Origin of the sequence: Nonomuraea sp. CA-141351 (assembly GCF_050944675.1) — a bacterium.
Lineage (GTDB): Bacteria > Actinomycetota > Actinomycetes > Streptosporangiales > Streptosporangiaceae > Nonomuraea.
Map to the genome: position 1 here is coordinate 9901669 of NZ_CP191982.1, position 16166 is coordinate 9917834.

Annotated in this window: 15 protein-coding genes; 6 read left to right on the forward strand and 9 right to left on the reverse strand. The window is 69.7% G+C overall.

Going from position 1 to position 16166, the window contains the following annotated elements; genetic code table 11:
* Positions 1 to 63: 63 nt before the first annotated feature.
* The 3 genes from ACQPWU_RS46435 to ACQPWU_RS46445 are packed head-to-tail and all read left to right on the forward strand — an operon-like array spanning position 64 to position 2788.
* Positions 64 to 1155, forward strand: a complete 1092-nt coding sequence (locus ACQPWU_RS46435; RefSeq protein WP_433432365.1) for a hypothetical protein — start codon at positions 64 to 66, stop codon at positions 1153 to 1155.
* On the forward strand, positions 1152 to 2408 hold the full coding sequence (locus ACQPWU_RS46440) for a hypothetical protein (RefSeq protein ID WP_433432368.1): 1257 nt from the start codon (positions 1152 to 1154) through the stop codon (positions 2406 to 2408). Before ACQPWU_RS46435 ends, ACQPWU_RS46440 begins: the two co-directional genes overlap by 4 nt.
* The gene (locus ACQPWU_RS46445; RefSeq protein ID WP_433432371.1) at positions 2405 to 2788 is read left to right on the forward strand and encodes a hypothetical protein; all 384 of its coding nucleotides are present in this window, start codon (positions 2405 to 2407) and stop codon (positions 2786 to 2788) included. The genes ACQPWU_RS46440 and ACQPWU_RS46445 overlap by 4 nt, the downstream gene beginning before the upstream one ends.
* 142 nt (positions 2789 to 2930) lie before the next feature.
* Here the strand turns inward: ACQPWU_RS46445 and ACQPWU_RS46450 are convergent, their stop codons facing one another.
* From ACQPWU_RS46450 to ACQPWU_RS46470, 5 genes are all read right to left on the reverse strand, one after another.
* On the reverse strand, positions 2931 to 3545 hold the full coding sequence (locus ACQPWU_RS46450) for an SMI1/KNR4 family protein (protein ID WP_433432373.1): 615 nt from the start codon (positions 3543 to 3545) through the stop codon (positions 2931 to 2933).
* A 63-nt stretch (positions 3546 to 3608) separates the two neighbouring features.
* Complete coding sequence (locus ACQPWU_RS46455) at positions 3609 to 4022, reverse strand: hypothetical protein (protein ID WP_433432374.1); 414 nt, start codon at positions 4020 to 4022, stop codon at positions 3609 to 3611.
* Between the two features lie 195 nt (positions 4023 to 4217).
* Positions 4218 to 7001, reverse strand: coding sequence for an alkaline phosphatase family protein (locus tag ACQPWU_RS46460; RefSeq protein ID WP_433432377.1), 2784 nt, complete (start codon positions 6999 to 7001; stop codon positions 4218 to 4220).
* A 3-nt stretch (positions 7002 to 7004) separates the two neighbouring features.
* A complete protein-coding gene (locus ACQPWU_RS46465; RefSeq protein WP_433432379.1) occupies positions 7005 to 8360 on the reverse strand; it encodes an ABC transporter permease in 1356 nt (451 codons plus the stop codon).
* The gene (locus ACQPWU_RS46470; protein WP_433432381.1) at positions 8357 to 9322 is read right to left on the reverse strand and encodes an ATP-binding cassette domain-containing protein; all 966 of its coding nucleotides are present in this window, start codon (positions 9320 to 9322) and stop codon (positions 8357 to 8359) included. Before ACQPWU_RS46470 ends, ACQPWU_RS46465 begins: the two co-directional genes overlap by 4 nt.
* 222 nt (positions 9323 to 9544) lie before the next feature.
* On the opposite strand from ACQPWU_RS46470, the gene ACQPWU_RS46475 reads away from it, so the two are divergent.
* The gene (locus ACQPWU_RS46475; RefSeq protein WP_433432384.1) at positions 9545 to 9988 is read left to right on the forward strand and encodes an ester cyclase; all 444 of its coding nucleotides are present in this window, start codon (positions 9545 to 9547) and stop codon (positions 9986 to 9988) included.
* Between the two features lie 100 nt (positions 9989 to 10088).
* On the opposite strand, the gene ACQPWU_RS46480 is transcribed toward ACQPWU_RS46475, so the two are convergent.
* The 4 genes from ACQPWU_RS46480 to ACQPWU_RS46495 form a co-directional block, all read right to left on the reverse strand.
* Positions 10089 to 10928, reverse strand: a complete 840-nt coding sequence (locus tag ACQPWU_RS46480) for an NAD(P)H-binding protein (RefSeq protein ID WP_433432386.1) — start codon at positions 10926 to 10928, stop codon at positions 10089 to 10091.
* Between the two features lie 104 nt (positions 10929 to 11032).
* Complete coding sequence (locus tag ACQPWU_RS46485; RefSeq protein WP_433432388.1) at positions 11033 to 11956, reverse strand: RNA polymerase sigma-70 factor; 924 nt, start codon at positions 11954 to 11956, stop codon at positions 11033 to 11035.
* Complete coding sequence (locus ACQPWU_RS46490) at positions 11953 to 12885, reverse strand: NAD-dependent epimerase/dehydratase family protein (protein ID WP_433432391.1); 933 nt, start codon at positions 12883 to 12885, stop codon at positions 11953 to 11955. The genes ACQPWU_RS46485 and ACQPWU_RS46490 overlap by 4 nt, the downstream gene beginning before the upstream one ends.
* Before the next feature lie 130 nt (positions 12886 to 13015).
* Positions 13016 to 13945: an RNA polymerase sigma-70 factor gene (locus ACQPWU_RS46495; RefSeq protein ID WP_433432393.1), complete on the reverse strand. Its 930-nt coding sequence runs from the start codon at positions 13943 to 13945 to the stop codon at positions 13016 to 13018.
* A gap of 212 nt (positions 13946 to 14157) precedes the next feature.
* Between ACQPWU_RS46495 and ACQPWU_RS46500 the strand changes: the two genes are divergently transcribed.
* A complete protein-coding gene (locus ACQPWU_RS46500) occupies positions 14158 to 14634 on the forward strand; it encodes a carboxymuconolactone decarboxylase family protein (protein WP_433432395.1) in 477 nt (158 codons plus the stop codon).
* A 29-nt stretch (positions 14635 to 14663) separates the two neighbouring features.
* Entirely contained in the window at positions 14664 to 16004 is a 1341-nt protein-coding gene (locus ACQPWU_RS46505; RefSeq protein ID WP_433432398.1) for an FAD-binding oxidoreductase, read from the forward strand.
* Positions 16005 to 16166 lie beyond the last annotated feature (162 nt).

Sequence of the window (16166 nt, forward strand, 5' to 3'; positions counted from 1 at the left end):
GCCAGCCGGGTTCCCCTTCCGGCGGCGATCGCGAAGGATCGGATCGACGGAAGGAGCATGCTGATGGCGGCGGTGGATGCTGGGGTGCGGCGGCTGCTCGCGGACTCCGGGGAGGCGCGCACGTGGGTGAGCCCTCGGACGGACCTGGTCATGGCGTTACTCGGCGTCTGGTTCGGTGTCGGGCTGATGATCGACGCTTGGGCGCACAGCAATCTGGCGCAGCTGGAGACGTTCTTCACGCCCTGGCACGCGGCGTTCTACTCGGGGTTCGCGGCGGTGTCGGCGTGGATCATCTGGCAGGTCTACCGCAACGTGCGCGCCGGCCGCAGCGGGCTGGCCGCGGTGCCGAACGGGTACCTCGCGGGGTTGCTCGCCATCCCGGGGTTCGCCGCGTTCGGGTTCGCCGACCTGATGTGGCACACGTTGCTGGGTATCGAGCAGACCATCAACATCCTGTTCAGCCCCTCCCACCTGGGGCTGATCGTGACGATGATGCTCATCATCACGACCCCGCTCCGCTCGGCCTGGAACGCCCCGGACATCGGGGACCGGCCCCGGCTGTCGCGGCTGCTGCCCGCGCTGATCGGGCTCGGCTTCGGCGCCACGCTGGTGTCGCTGTTCGTGTCGTACGGCAACGCCATGCAGTGGAGCGCCAACGGCGTCGTCCGGGCCTTCTCCGACGTGAACGACGACGGCGGCGCCGGCGCGCTGGCCGCATCAATGATCATCACGAACGTGGTCCTGCTCGCCCCGGTGCTGCTCCTCCAGCGGCGGTGGCGCCTGCCGTTCGGGAGCCTGACCGTGCTGTCCGTCGTGGGCGTCCTGATGCCGGGCGCGCAGACGGCCTTCCGCAACCTGCCGATCCTGCTGACATTCGTGGCCGCCGGGCTGGTGGGCGACCTGCTGAACCAGTGGCTGCGTCCCTCGCGGGAGCGCCGGGCCGCCTACTGGGCCTTCGCCGGCCTGTCGGCGTTCGCCACCTGGTCCCTGTACATCGCGGTCGCCTCCCTGATGGCCGGGCGGCTGCCCGCCGTACCCGAACTGTGGACCGGCGCCCCGGTCGTGGCCGGTCTCATCGGCCTCGCCCTCGGCGTCCTGCTCCTCCCGAACGCGGCGCCCACGGAGGCCGGCGAGTCCGGCGCCCGGCGGGCATGATCCGGCTTCTCTGCCTGGTCGGCCTGCTGGTGGTGATGCTGGCGTCGCCCGCGGCGGCGCACGACGTCAAGGCGGGGGCGGACCTGCGCATCGCGCAGACGATCGCGGGCGCGGAGCTGACCCTGGTGATCAAGGCCACCACCCGGGTGCCGGGGCCGCTGCGCGTCGAGGTGATCGGGTTCCCGTCCGCCCCGGTGCTGGACCTGCGGCTCCGGTCAGTGGCCGACGGGCGCGTCGTGCACGGCACGGCCGCCTCAGGTCGCCCCGCCGAGCTGCGGGTGGAGGAGACCGGACCGCACGAGCTGACCGTCAGCGCCGGGGACGAGACCGCGCTGATCCCGTTCCGGGTCCTGGTGGACCGCGGGTCCGGGTGGGAGTTCCTGATCTACGGCGGCCTGTTCGTGGCCGGTCTGCTCCTGGTGGGCGGCCTGCTCACCGGGGCGTTCAACCGGCGCGGCCGGTCGGCGTTCGTGGTGACCGCGGTCGCCGCCGCCGGGCTCGCGGTGGCCGCGCTGATCGTGGTCCTCGAGCCCTGGTTGCCCACCGGGCCGCCGGACGGCGCCGAGCCGCGTCCCACGGACTCCGCGCTCGGCAGGCCGTACGTACAGCGGGTGGTCACCACGATCCCGGCCCGCCCGGCCGCGGGCGAGGAGTTCGTGGCGCAGGTGGAACTGTTCGACGGGGCCACCGGACGGCCCGTCGACGACCTCGCCATCCACCACGAAGCCATGGCCCACCTGGTGGTCACCAGCGAGGACGGCCGCTACTTCCGCCACGTCCATCCGCTGCGCACCGCGCCCGGCCGCCTGCAGGTACGGCTGCGCGCCGACCGCCCCGGTCGCTATCTCACCTACGTCGAGCTCGAACGCACCGACTCCGGCGGCCAGCTCCTCACCGGCGCTTTCACGGTCACCGGATCGGCGAAGTCCACCGCCTCGTCCGACCCGGCGCCCCAGGCCGCCGCCGCCGGGGCGGTCACGGTGACGCCCGCCGTACCGCAGGCGGGGCGGGCCGCCACCGTCGAGGTGACCACGAGCGGGACACCGCGGCCGTGGCTCGGGATGGCGGGTCACCTCATCGTGCGCGCCGAGAACGGCGAGTTCCTCGGCCACGTCCACGAGATGGGAAAACCCGGCGGCCGGTTGCGCTTCACGTTCGGCTTCCCCGCGCCGGGCCGCTACTTCGCCTGGGCCCAGTACGCCACAGACCGCGGCATCACCACCGTGCCGTTTACCGTGGAGGTCCCCCGATGAAGCGGATCAAGGGCCTGAGGGGCCTGCTGGTGTTCGCCGGGCTCGTGGCGGTCGTGGTGGCCGCGTTCGTCGTCGCCCGCACCTCGGGCGCGGACCCGGTGACCACGACGGGAACCCGCTACGCAGTTACCGTCACGGCCGAGCGGAACACGATCGACGTACAACTGGACAAGGGCGAGGCCGACACCGTCACCGTCGCGGCCGTGATGCCCACCATGGGCCACGCGATGCCCGAGATCACCGCCAGGAAGACGGCCGCCGGGCACTTCGTCGCCGAGGGCGACCTGTTCGACATGAACGGCGCGTGGGAACTGTCCATCCGCCTGGCCGGCCCGCCCGGCGAGGAAACCCTCACGCTCAACACCCTCGTCACCGACTAGCTGTACTGACCGCATCCCCGCTGGTCGTGGCGGACGAGGTGGCCGGTCGGCTCAGTGCGGGTGAGCAACCGTGGGGAATGTGACCCCGCCAACGGAGGCGAGCCGCCTCGCCCCGGCCCTACCGGAGAAACTGCGGAAACACTCAGGCGGGAGCGGGCGGCCCGTCCGTGATCACCCAGGTCAACGTGCCGTCACGAACCACGGGCGTGCGAAACCTGATCGGGTTGCCGCGCTCCAGGGCACGCGCGACCTCCTCCAGCATGGCCGGGACGCCGGGCCAGAGCGGCGGGCCCAAAGCTCCTTCCTGGTGGTTGTAGCGCCTGACGCACCCCTGCAGCGGGCCGCGCCTGAGGTCGGCGAGCAGGTCGTCGCCCGATCCGTCCCAGCCGATGGGCACGAATTCCGGCAGGAACGCCCAGGCCGGCTGCCCGGCGACGTTGTGTTCCCCGGCCTCGCGTACGTCCGGGCTCCACACCTCGGCGGCGATCCGCAGCCACAGGCGGCGGCTGTCCAGCATGCGGGTCACCGAGTACAGCTTGAACGCCGGGATGACGTGGCCTTGGTGGCTGGGCCGCATGCCGTCGTTGATCCTCCACCAGGCTGCCAGGGCGGGTGGCAGGGCGAAGCCGAGCTCCCGTTCGGCCCGTGCGAGCGTCTCGGCGGTCGCGGGCGGGTTGAGCGCGTCGGACGTGCGGGGAGCCCAGCGCGCGAGCCACGTGGTGATCCTCCCCCACGCTTCGGCCACCGGATCGTTCATGTGTCCTCACGAAGGCGCCGGACGTGGGGCCGGGAGCCGTGTCCCAGCCCCACGTCCGTCAGGTCAGATGTGCGCCTGAACCGAGCCGCCCGCGAGAGGTTGCGGCTGGGCCAGGTCCAGGTCGTAGTGACCGTCGCGCCGGTTGTCGTAGACGGTGTTCGCCTGTGGGTACGGCCCTTCGGACAGCGACCACACCACCAGGCGCAACGCGTCGGGATCGTCATCGTAACCGTAGGCCACGAACCCGTATCCGTCTTCACCGTTGAGCGTCGCGGTGCCCTTCACGGCCACCTTGGAGTCAGGGGTGACGACCAGCCACTCCATCGCGATGCTGTCGAGTGTGAAGCCCCCTGCGGACAGCGAGGCGCTGACCTTGCCGCCGCCAGGAGCCGGTCCCTGTTCGCCGGGCTTGTACATGGGATTCATCTGCAGGTCCAGCCGGCCGCCGGCCGCGGGGGCGGTGGCCAGCGCGCCCACGGGCGAGCGCCGGTGAGACCGAAGCGGGTGCCGGGACGCGGCCCGTACGACGCACTTGTGGACGGCCGGCTGGCGGCTGCCCGAATTGCCCGGATCTGGAGCGCGTGGCCTGGTGCAGCCGTGGATGGCCGCAGGTCACGTCACCGAGACGGCCCGCCGGGATCCCGGCGGGCCGTCGTGTGGGTTGTGCGGAGGTCAGCCGTCGGTTTCCGCCGACGGAATGTAGCCACCGGGCACCTCGTCCGGGGTGAAGATCTTGTCCTCACCCGGGTAGGGCGTGGTCCAGTTGTGCGCCTGGTACCACGTGAAGTGGTTCATGAGCACGGGGCTGGCGTAGTCCGCGATCGCGTTCGACCCGCTGAGGTGCTGCTCCTTCTGCCAGGCAGTCCAGGCGTCGACGATGTGCTGCTTGTCGGCGGGCACGGTCGACGCCGTGGTCTGTGCGGGAGCCGCCGAGGCGCCCGTCGCGGCCGGGGTGTCGTTGCCGCAGGCCGGCGGGGTGGCCAGACCGTCGGTGAGCGGGACCTGGTTGGGCACCACGTTGAACGGCGTGTAGTCGGGCTTGTCGGTGAAGGCGCGGCTCATCGGGGTGGCGGCGCTGTCCTTCTGGTTCATCGGCTGGATCCCGAGGATCTGCTCGATGGTGCGGATCATGGTGATCTGCGTGTAGTAGCGGCTGTCCACCTTGCCGTGCTGGGCCCAGGGGCTGATGATCTGCACGGGGCCGCGAGCGCCGTCGACGTGGTCGACGCCGTCCTGGGTGTCGTCCTCGATCACGAAGATCGCGGAGTCCTTCCAATACTTGCTGTGCGAGATGGTGTCGACGATCTTGCCGACGGCCAGGTCATTGTCGGCGACCTGGGCGACCGCGTTCGGCGCCCCGCCGGTGTGGTCGCTGGAGAGCCAGAACATGTTGAGGTTGGCCGGGCCGTTGGCCTCGAAGTCACGCTTCCAGATCTGGTACCGGTAGATGTCCGGGATGTTGGTGTCGTACTTCGGGTACTGGTGCACCGTGATGTCGTTGAGCGACGGGATCGGCGACTGGGTGTCCGTCTTGATGGTGGTGTCCTGGCCGGTCGCCTCCATGTTCCGGGCGTCGCAGTAGAACTTCTGCCACGACGAGCCGGCGGGGACGGTCAGGAACTGGGTGAACTCACCGAAGTTGCGAGCGGTCTTGCCGGCGGCCTGGGCCCCGGTCCACAGGAAGCCGGTGCGCTGGTGGCCCAGCGCGTCGTCCTCCGTGTCGTAGCTGCGCTGGTACAAGCCGGCGCTGGACTCGGTGTACTCCGGGTTGTCGGCCTGCATCAGCCAGTTGTGGCCCTCGGCGGAGTTGGTGCCGATGGAGTACGTGTTGTCGTAGAGGCCGAACTGACGCGAGAGAGCATGCTGGTTCGGGGTGACCCTCTCCCCGAACTGCGCCAGCGACGGGTCGCCGTTGCCGCGCGAGTCGTCGCCGAACACCTGGTCGTAGGAGCGGTTCTCCTTGACCAGCAGGAAGACGTGCTTGATGGTCGACGGGTCACCAAGACGCTTCGGGACCGCCACGGCGTGCTGGGAGTTGCCCTCGGCCTGCTTGACGTCGTTCTTGCCCCAGCCGTTCTGCGCGAAGACCGTGGCCGTGGACTTGGCGATCTCCCGGTCGGCCGGCAGCTTGAACCGGAGCAGCGAGCCGGTCGAGTCGTGGGTGTTGTGGCCCGTGGCCGGGTTGGTGCCGGGTCCCTTGTTGATCGTGCGCGTCGGGCCGCGCTCGCCGATGCCGCGGGTGTTGGTGACGATCACGTCGCCGCCGACGGTGGTCACCTCCTCCGGGTAGTAGTCCGTCGGGAGCAGGCCGACGTAGCTGACCGGCTCCTGCGGGGTGGTGTAGCGGTAGACGGCGACCGCGTTCGCCCGGCCGAGGGTGACCAGCAGGTGGCCGTCCTCGGTCAGGGTCACGCCGTTCGGGGCGTAGCCGACCGTGGCCTCCGGCCACGGCTGGGTGGCGATCGTCTGGACGACCGTGTCGCTGGACGTGTCGATGACCGAGACCGAGTCGTCGAACGTGTTGGTGACGAAGAGCGCGCTGCCGGCGGCGTGCATGGCGGTCGGGTGCAGACCGACCTCGATGGAGGTGACCGAAGCGGCCGGGTTGGCGACGTCGATCACGCTCACGGTGCCGGTGGTCGTCGCACCCGTGACCGGGTTGGCCGGCACCTGGGTGCCGTAGGAGTTCATCGTCGTCTCGCCGGGCTTGGCCGGGCGGCCGCCCTCGTTGCTGACGTAGAGCTTGTTGCCGACCAGCGCCAGATCACGCGGCGCGGTGCCCACGGTCCAGTTCTGCTGGATCGCGCCGGTCGCGGCGTCCATCGCCACGACGCGGTTCTGGCCGTTGACGGCGGCGTACACGGTCTTGCCGTCAGCGGAGAAGACCGCCTGGGCCGGCAGCGCCTTCTTCGTGCCCTGCGCGGCGATGGTGACGAACGTCGGGGTGCCGAGGGTGCCGTCGGCGTTCACCGGGAAGCGGTTGAAGCCGTCGATCTGCGGTAACCACAGGGTCTTGCCGTCCGGGGAGTAGGACGGCCCCTCCTGCCCGACGTTGTTGCTGGTGATGCGCACACCGGCGGTCGAGGCGGTCCCGGCCTGCTGCAGCACCTTGTAGTTCTGCAGGTCGATGATGGTCAGAGCGATCGACCGGTCGTTGGTGAGCGCCGCGAGGAAGCGGCCGTCCGGGCTGATCGTCGAGGCAAGCAGCTTGCCGTTGTCGACGAGCAGGCGGTCACCGATCGGCTTGATGATCTGGTCGCTGGCGAGTTGCAGGCCGGCCTTGGTGGTGGAGCCGACCAGGTTGGTGCCGAACACCTCGGTGGAGGCATAGGCGATGCCCCCGCTGGCGATGGCGAGAGCTGCGGTGCCGGCCGCCACCAGGCGGATCCGGCGACCGGTGCGTCGATCGAAGAGCCCGAGACGGTCCTTCGCGACGCGCTGGCGCTTGACGTGCATGAATCATTCCTTCGGGGTGCTGGCGAGCAGGTCGACGTTCCCGTCGAACTGCCACAGGGGGTTGGGCGCGTCCCCGGCTGGGGTTCGCACCTGGAAGTAGCCGTTTACCTCTTTCGGTCCGTCGCCGTCGGCGATGTACCGCCCGTCCGCGGTGGCGTCGAGCTGGTAGATGGCGGTGCCCACGGCGGTCGCGCCGGGGAGGTGCCAGGAGACGACGCAGCGCCAGTCGTTGCCCGGTCCCTCGTCGAGGACCCGCGAGCCACCCTTGTCGCAGGACGCGGTGGCCTGCAGCTGGGCCTCGGTGACGTCGGGGCGATGGAGCTGCTGCGTCTGCAGCCGGTAGAGGTGGGCGTACGCCGTGGCGAGCGACTCCTGCAGCTTCCCCTTCTCGATCCCCGAGCCCGTGGCCGGGGTCGCGCCGGCGATCACGCCGACGGTGAGCGCGACCAGCACGGCCAGCGGCAGGCCGGCCGCCACGACGACCCGGCGGCCCGACCCGTCGTACGCGAGGTCGGTGAAGTCGCGCCGCAGGAACAGGCGGTAGGCCAGCGCGGTGGCGAGGACCGCCCACGCGAGGCTCACCGCGAGGCCGATGAGGAGGGGGCCCGCCTGCGCCGGGCTGGTGAAGAGCCCGCGCCAGGCGAGGAAGGCGTGGCTCGGCAGGGCCAGCTGCAAGGCCACCGGCAGCGGGAGCAGCTGTGCGAGCTGCAGTGCCAAGGCGAGCAGTAGGGGCATCAGCAGCCCCATCGGAGAGCGGCCGAGGGCGATTGAGCCGAGGAGGCCGACCGCGGCGAACGCCAGCGTCGGCGCCAACGCGCAGACCCACGAGAGCAGGACCGTGCCGGCCGCGTCCGCCGGGGCGAGGAGATGGCCGTCCAGGCCGATGAGCGGCCGGTTGCCGGCCACGACCAGGCCCCCCGCGACGCTCGAAGCGGCCAGTCCGGCTGCCAGCAGCAGGATCACGGTGAGGCTGGCAAGGGTCTTCGCCACGAAGATCCGCCGCGGGGAGCGGACCGCCACGAGGAGGTGGCGCCAGGTGCCCAGCCGGTCCTCGACGGCGAAGACGTCGCCGGCGACCAGCGCCGTCAGCAGCGGGAGCGCCCAGCTGCACGCGAAGTCAAGCACGACCAGCGACCCCGCCCAGCCGGTCGCGTTCATCGAGCGACCGAAGACCGTGTCGGTGGGTAGCGAGCTCTGCAGGCTCACCGCGGCCACGAAGGCCGCGGGGGCGAGCCAGCAGGCGAGCAGCAGCAGGCGGATCCGCCACTGGGAGAGCAGCTTGACCAGCTCGAACCGGTAGCCGTGCAGCACGGGCGCCGGCCGGGCGCCGGCCCGGGGTTCGGTGACGGTCGCGGTCATCGCAGGTTCTCCCGGTCGGTCTGTGCGGGTACGGTCCCGGTCAGGGCCAGGTACGCGGCTTCGAGCGGCGCCACCACGGGCCCCAGCTCCCGGAGCGCCACGCCGGCTTGCACGAGCCGTACGACCAGCTCGTCGAGGGCCGTCACCGGCCCGCGGACCACGACGTCGGCGTCCGGCCGTTGACCCGGGTCGCGGCCGGGCAGGACGCGGAGCCCGGGCGTCTCTGACGCCAGCCGGTGGGCGGCCTCCGGGTCGGAGGTGAGCAGCCGGTAGTCGAGCTCGCCACTCTCGGCGGCGAGCTTGCTCACCGGCCCGGAGAAGACGACCCGCCCGGTGGCGAGGATGGTGACCTCGGAGCACAGCGCGGCGAGGTCGTCCATCCGGTGGCTGGAGAGGACCACCGCGGTCCCGTCCGCGGCCAGTCCGGTGATGACGCGGTGCACGTGGTGCTTGCCGGCGGGGTCCAGGCCGTTGGCCGGCTCGTCGAGCACGAGCAGTCGCGGTGTGGTGAGCAGCGCGGCGGCCAGCCCGAGCCGCTGGCGCATCCCCAGCGAGAAGCCCCGGACACGGTCGTCGGCGACGTCGGTGAGCCCGACCTGCTCCAGCGCGTCGTCCACGTCGGCGGTGCCCCCGGCGTCGTACCGGCGCAGCGAGGCCAGGGCCGAGAGGTTCTGCCGCGCGGTGAGCGAGGGATAGAGCCCGGGTCCGTCCACGAAGCCCGCGACGCCGTCGGGGACGGCGAGCGTCCGCCCGACCGGCGTGCCCAGGATCTCGAGGCTGCCGCTGTCCGCGACCGCCAGGCCCAGCAGCAGACCGAGTAGCGTCGTCTTGCCCGCGCCGTTCGGGCCGACCAGGCCGTGGACCTGCCCGCTCGCCACGTCGAGGTCGAGGCCGTCGAGTGCGATCACATCACCGAAGGACTTCGTGATCCCGCGAGCCCGGACTGCGGGGGGGCTGTGCATGCCGGTCTCCCTAAGCTTGATCTACAGCAAGATGAACCTAGAGATCGCGGTTGGCCTTGGGAGGGCGCGCAGTCGAACGTTGGGCAAAATCGCCACGCACCCGGTCAGCCCGGACCGGCCATGGTCCGCAACTGACGCAGGGATAACCGGCGCCTGACTTTCCGCTGGGTAGCGTGAGGGCGTAAAGATTGATATTTGCCTCGATCCACTTAGGTGTCTCCCATGTCGACGACATACTGGGACCTCAAACACCGGCTGACCGACGCGATCAACGCTCACGACCTGCAGAGAGTGCTCGACTGTTACAGTGCGGACGCTGTCTACATCGCGCCATCAGGCATCGCGGAAGGACATGAGCAGATCGCCTGGGTCTACGAGCACCTCTTCAGGGGATTCCCGGACTTTCACGCGACGGCGTGGTTCGAGGTCGCTGATTGCAACAACCCGGCCATCACGGAATGGACGTATACCGCCACCCACACGGGACCTGTTCTTCTGCCAGATGGGCGTGAGGTAGAAGGAACGGGCCGCCGCATCACCCTACGCGCCACATGCGCCGCTCATGTCGAGAACGGAAAGATCATCTCGCACCGCGAATACTTCGATCAGCTGGAGCTGTACAGCCAACTCGGCTTCTGCTTGGAGCTCAAGTCGGCCTCTACGTAGCCGCCTACGGCCACGACCACCGGACCGCGCGAGCGGTCCGTCACCCCGGCGTATGACCTGCCGGCCGACATCGTGGCCGTCGTACCGGCGAGCGAGGCCGTCAGGCCGGGGTCGAGCCGAAGTCGGCCGCGTGGTGGGCGGCCCATTGTGCGTAGGTGAAGGCCGGCCGGCCGGTGACTTCCTTGACCGTCGGGACCGTCTGCGCGGTCTTGCCGTCCCTCGCGGCGAACCCATCGATGAGCTCGTCGATCACTGGAGCGGGCATTCCGTGGAGGAGCATCTGGTCCCGGAATTGTTCTCGGGGCTGCTCCTCGAACCGCAGCGGCCGCCCGATCGTCTCCGCGATGATCCGCACGCGGTCGAGCTGGGTCAGCGACTGGGGTCCGGTGAGTAGGTACGCCTCGCCGACGCGCCGATCGAGCAGGGCGCGTACGGCGACCGCGGCGATGTCGCGCGGGTCGACCGGAGCAAGTGCGGCATTGCCGTACACCCCGCGGACAACTCCCCCGTTGATGATCTGGGGTGCCCAGACCAGGTCGTTGGTCATGAACGCGTCGGGGCGCACGAAGGTCCACGGCAACCCGGACGCTTCGACGGCCCGTTCCAGTCGCAGGTGTTGTTCGCCGATCCACCCGGGCGTGGGAAACGTGACGGTCGATGAGGACAGCAGCACGACATGCCGCAGGCCCGCTTTCCGCGCCGCTTCGAGGAATCCGTCGACGGCGTTGAAGACGGGGAACAGGAATGCCCGGTCGACGCCGGACAGCGCTTCCGTCAGGGTTTCCGGCCGGATCAGGTCGCCGGGCACGACCTCGACCTGGTCCGGAAAGGAACGGTCGTCGGGGTTACGGGTGACGACACGTACCTTCTCGCCCGCGTCGAGCAGTTGCCGGACGACGTTGGCGCCGACGTTTCCGGTGCCACCGGTTACCAGGATCACCGTTGAGATCTCCTTCTTTCTCTTTCTTCGTTCCGGTCATCGACGCGTGGGCTTTGCGCGATGCGTTCGCGCGGTTCATGCGGGCGGCGATATCCGGCCATGCCTCAGTTCGTGGGCCGGCGGGCCCGGGTCGCCTCGCGGACGACCGCCCAGGCGTCCGCCACCGGACCCACGTGCGCGAGCTTGTCGGGGTTGAGTACCGTGCGGATTGCCTGGATCTGTCCGTCGAGGATGTCGAGAGTCCAGGTGTTGAGGACCTTGCCGTTCCTGTCGCGGAAGATCGCGCCCGGTTGCCCGTTCACCTGGTGTGGCTCCACGACGCCGCCGATCTTGGCGAACGGCGAGGCGAGGGCGGCGAGCGCCCGGGCCACGTTGCCGGCGCCGAAGATGCCCGTACCCCATTGCGGGGCCTTGCCGCCGCTGTCGCTGACCATGTGAACGTCGGCGGCGAGGAACTCCCGCAGCCCGTCGACGTCCCCTTCCCTGAAGGCGTCGAAGAATCGCCCGGCGAGTTCCTCGCGCTCCTTGCGGTCGGCCTCGAACCGGGGCCGGCCCGTGTCCATGTGGCGGCGCGCCCGCATCGCGAGCTGGCGGCACGCCGCCTGTGAGCGCCCCACCGCCGACGCGACCTCACCGAAGTCGAACCCGAACACCTCGCGCAGTACGAAGACCGCGCGTTCGAGCGGGCTGAGCCGTTCGAGCAGAAGCAGGGCCGTCATCGACAGCGAGTCGGCCAGCTCCGCCGAGCGCTCCGGGTCCTGGTAGGGGTCGGTCAGCAGCGGCTCGGGGAACCACGGCCCGACGTACTCCTCGCGCCGGACGCGGGCCGAACGCAGCACGTCGATGGAGATCCGGGTGACCACAGCCGAGAGGAAGGCCTTGGCTGAGGCGGGTTGGGCCGGGGAGGCCTGATAGCGCAGCCAGGTCTCCTGGACCGCGTCCTCGGCCTCGCTCACGCTGCCGAGGATCCGGTAGGCGATCGAGAACAGCAGCGGCCGCAGGTCTTCGAACTCCTCGGCGCGGTTCATGCCAGCTCTTCCTTGAAGCCCTGCCGCCAGGAGGGGTAGCGCAGCTCCCAGCCGAGCTCCCGCTTGGCCTTGGCGTTGGAGAAGCCGCGCCCCTCGGTCATCATCGTCACCGCCACTTGCCCGGCCAGCGGCCGGGCCAGCCAGGTGGGGACCCTCATCGGCCGCTTCGCTCCCGCGCACGCGGCCAGGTAGGGCAGCCACTGGTTGGCCGGGGCCGGTTCGTCGTCGACGATGTTGAACACACCTCTCGCCTGCTGCTCCACAGCCAGGACGGTAGCGCTCGCCGCGTCGTCCAGATGCACCCACGAGCAGTAGCCGGCGCCGCCCCCGACCACCGGGAACTGCCGCTTGCGCACCGGCTCGACGAGGTCGTCGGTGGCGCCCGGTCCATAGAACCAGCCGTATCGCAGGACGGCGCCGCCGGCCTTGACGACCACGTCCTCGACATGGCCGACAGCCGTCATCCCAGGCTCCGCCGGCGTCCCCGTCATCGGGTCCACAGGGTCCTGCTCGGTCTTCACCCAGCCGCCCTCACGGATGCCGTTCCAAGCGGCGTAGCCTTGCGCGACGAAGTCGGTCACGCCGGTCGCCTCCGCGGCGGCCAGCAGGTGATCCGTCCCCTCGGTGCGCAGCCGGTTGGTGCCGGCGAACCACTGATCCATGTGCTTCATATCGGGCTTACCGGCGTGCGCCACGGAAATCGCGGTCATCTGGTGCACGATCACCTCCGGCCGGGCCTTGGCCACCGCCTCACCCACTGACACCGCATCCAGTCCGTCCATCACGACCGCCTCGGCGCCCAGCTGCTCCACCAAGCCCAACTTGGCCGCGCTCGTCGTCGTAGCCGTCACCTGGTGACCCCGGGCCACCAGCAGCGGCACCAGCCGCCGCCCCAAAACCCCGGTCCCACCGGCCACGAACACCCGCATGACCATCACCTTCCCGATCCCAGAACCTGTCTTCGAAACCCGAGACGAGACAGCCCACCCGTCTGTGACATGCGGACGGAAAGCAGCTCGGAGAAGATCGTCGGGAGCGCTGTTCCCGGCCTCACCAGGCTCAGCGGCTCACGGTGGTCTCCCTCTCCAGATGCGACAGCTTCTCGGGATTGCGTACGGCGTAGAGCCCGGTGATGAGGCCGTCGTCGATGCGCACCGCCATGACGGCGTCGACCTCGCCGTCGATCTGGAGAAGCAGTGCCGGGTAGCCATTGACCTGCGCCGGCCGCAGCGACATCGCTTCGGCGATCCTGCCCAGCACTTCGGCCACCCTGTCGATCCCCACGACAGGCGCCAGCGCGGCCCGCTTGATTCCGCCACCGTCAGTCAGGAGGACGACATCGGGCGCAAGGATGTCGAGCAGGCGTTGCAGGTCGCCCGTTTCGACCGCCCGCTGGAAAGCCTCGAGCGCGTCTCGGGTCTCGGCCGGGGAAACCACCCCGCGCGGGCGGCGCGCGGCGACGTGTGCCCGTGCCCGATGGGCGATCTGGCGTACCGCGGCCGGGCTCTTGTCGACGGCTTCGGCGATCTCGTCGTAGTCCAGATCGAACACCTCGCGCAGCACGAACACCGCCCGCTCGGTCGGCCCGAGCGTCTCCAGCACCAGCAGCATCGCCATTGAGACGCTGTCGGCCAGCTCGACGTCCTCGGCCACATCAGGCGCGGTCAGCAGCGGCTCGGGCAACCAGGGGCCGACGTAGGACTCCTTGCGCCGGCCGAGCGTGCGCAGCCGGCCCAGCGCCTGCCGGGTGGTGATCCGGACCAGGTAGGCACGCCGATCCTGCACGATGTCGAGATCGACTCCCGCCCACCGCAGCCAGGTCTCCTGCAGGACGTCCTCGGCGTCGGCGGCCGAGCCGAGCATCTCGTAGGCGACGGTGAACAGCAGGTTGCGGTGGGCGAGGAACGCCTCGGTGGCGGGGTCCGGGCGGTCGTCCTGGCTCATCGCGTCGCCGCGATCTTCGGGCGCGGTCTGCGGCGTGCCGGCCATGGGTGGCTCCTGTTCACTCTCGACTTTGTCACTCCCACCAGACGCCGGGCCGCGCCGTTTTGTGACACCGAGACGGTAGCCAATCGCTGCCGAATGACGTTACGTCGTGGAGCCACCGGTCTGTGGCGTACGTCACGAAACCGGGCTGTCACAAGGATCGGGTCGTCGGCATCTTGTGTTCGTTCAGTACGCAACAGCACAAGGGATGTGTCTTGGAACCCCGCTTGAACCTCTCCGGCAGCCCGCTCGCGGCCAAGTCCATGAAATACATCGCCTCGGCGAGCAGGGTGATCATCAAGGAGTCCACGCTGCCGACCGCGACCCAGGACCTGGTGATGCTCCGCGCCAGTCAGATCAACGGCTGCGGCTTCTGCACCGACATGCATACCAAGGATCTCGCGCACGCCGGGGAGCCCTCGGTGCGCATCAACCTGGTCGCGGCCTGGCGGGAGTCCACGGTGTTCACCGATGCCGAGCGCGCCGCCCTGGAGCTGACGGAGCAGGGCTCCCGCATCGCTGACGCGGCCGGTGGTGTCACGGACGATGCCTGGGCGAATGCCGCCAAGTACTACGACGAGGAGCAACTGGCCGCACTGGTGTTGCTCATCGCCCTGATCAACGCCAACAACCGCCTGGGCGTCATCACCCGGCTGCCCGGCGGCGACTACCAGCCCGGCCAGTTCGGATAACGCGGATTCTCCAGTGTGGAAGGAACATCATGAGTTCAGCGCTTGAAACCCTTCGCCGTGACTTCGGCGGCGACATCATCGAACCGGGCGGAGCGGAGTACGAATCGGCCGGCAGCTCGATATTCGCTTCGGGGAGTCCGGCCTACGTTCTGCGGCCCAAGAGCGTCGGGGACGTGCAAGCAGGTGTCAGATTCGCCGCCGGCGCAGGGCATTCGCTGTCCGTACGAGGCGGCGGCCATGGCTTTCCGGGCTTCGGCACCAACGACGGCGGCGTCGTGATCGACCTCAGCGAGCTCGCGAACGTGGAGATCATCGACAAGCAACGTCACTTCGTGCGGATCGGCGGCGGCGCCACCTGGGGTCAGGTCGCGGCCGCGCTGGCCCCGCACGGCCTGGCGATCTCCTCGGGCGACACCAAGAGCGTCGGTGTCGGTGGGCTGACGTTGACCGGTGGCATCGGCTGGAAGGTCAGAAAGTATGGCCTTGCCCTGGACAACGTGGTCACCGCGGAGGTGGTCACGGCCGGTGGAGAGGTCGTGCAGGCGAGCGCGGAGGAGAACCCGGAGCTGTTCTGGGCGATTCGCGGTGGCGGCGGCAATTTCGGGATCGTGACCGCCTTCGAGTTCGCGGCACACCCGACGACAGACGTCTTCTACGGCAAGATCGCCTTTCCGGCATCGGAGGCGGCCACCGTACTCCAGGGTTGGGCGGACTACCTCCGCACCGCCCCCGAAGCGCTCACATCCATCGCGAACTTCGCCAACCCGTTCGCCGGCGGACCCAAAGCGCCGGTCGAGATCCACGTCGCCTTCGACGGCGATGACCCGGAGCTCGCGGCCGAGGCAATCGACCCGATCCGCCGGCTCGGCACGGTGATCGACGACGATGTCGCGCTGAAACCCTATGCGGACACGCTCGTGGATGGCGGGGCCCCGCCGCCTGGCATCCAGTTTGTCACCCGAAGCGCATTTGCCGACAAGGCATCGGTGTCCGAGGTCCTTCGGATCCTTGCTGAGGCTGGGGCATCGGAGGGGTCGCCGTTCATCGCCGTCCGCAGCGTCGGCGGTGCGGTATCCCGCGTCCCCGACGACGCCACCGCCTATGCGCATCGCCAAGCGGAGTTGATGTTCGTGACCACCACCGTGGGCCCGGCGCCGGTCGTCGAGGCCGCTCGCCCTGCTCTGGAAGCGATCTGGGAGAGACTCGCACCTCACGTCAACGGCGCCTACGCAAACTTCCTCGCCTCTGCCACCGAGGAGGATGTCGCCGCGATCTATCCAACGGAGACCTACAGGCGGCTCGCGGCGGTCAAGCGTCAGTACGACCCCGGCAATCTGTTCGCCGGCAACCACAACGTCCGGCCTCAGTAGGAGCAGAACGGCGGCCTCACACATGTTGTGGGCCGCCGTCTATCCGCTGAGCGGGGCGACGTCCTGGCAGCGGCACGGAACACCGTCGTGGGTCCGCGCCGCGGTGGGACAGGGAGACGCACGTCACATTCGTCCATCTCACATCTCGCCGAGCTGTCTCGT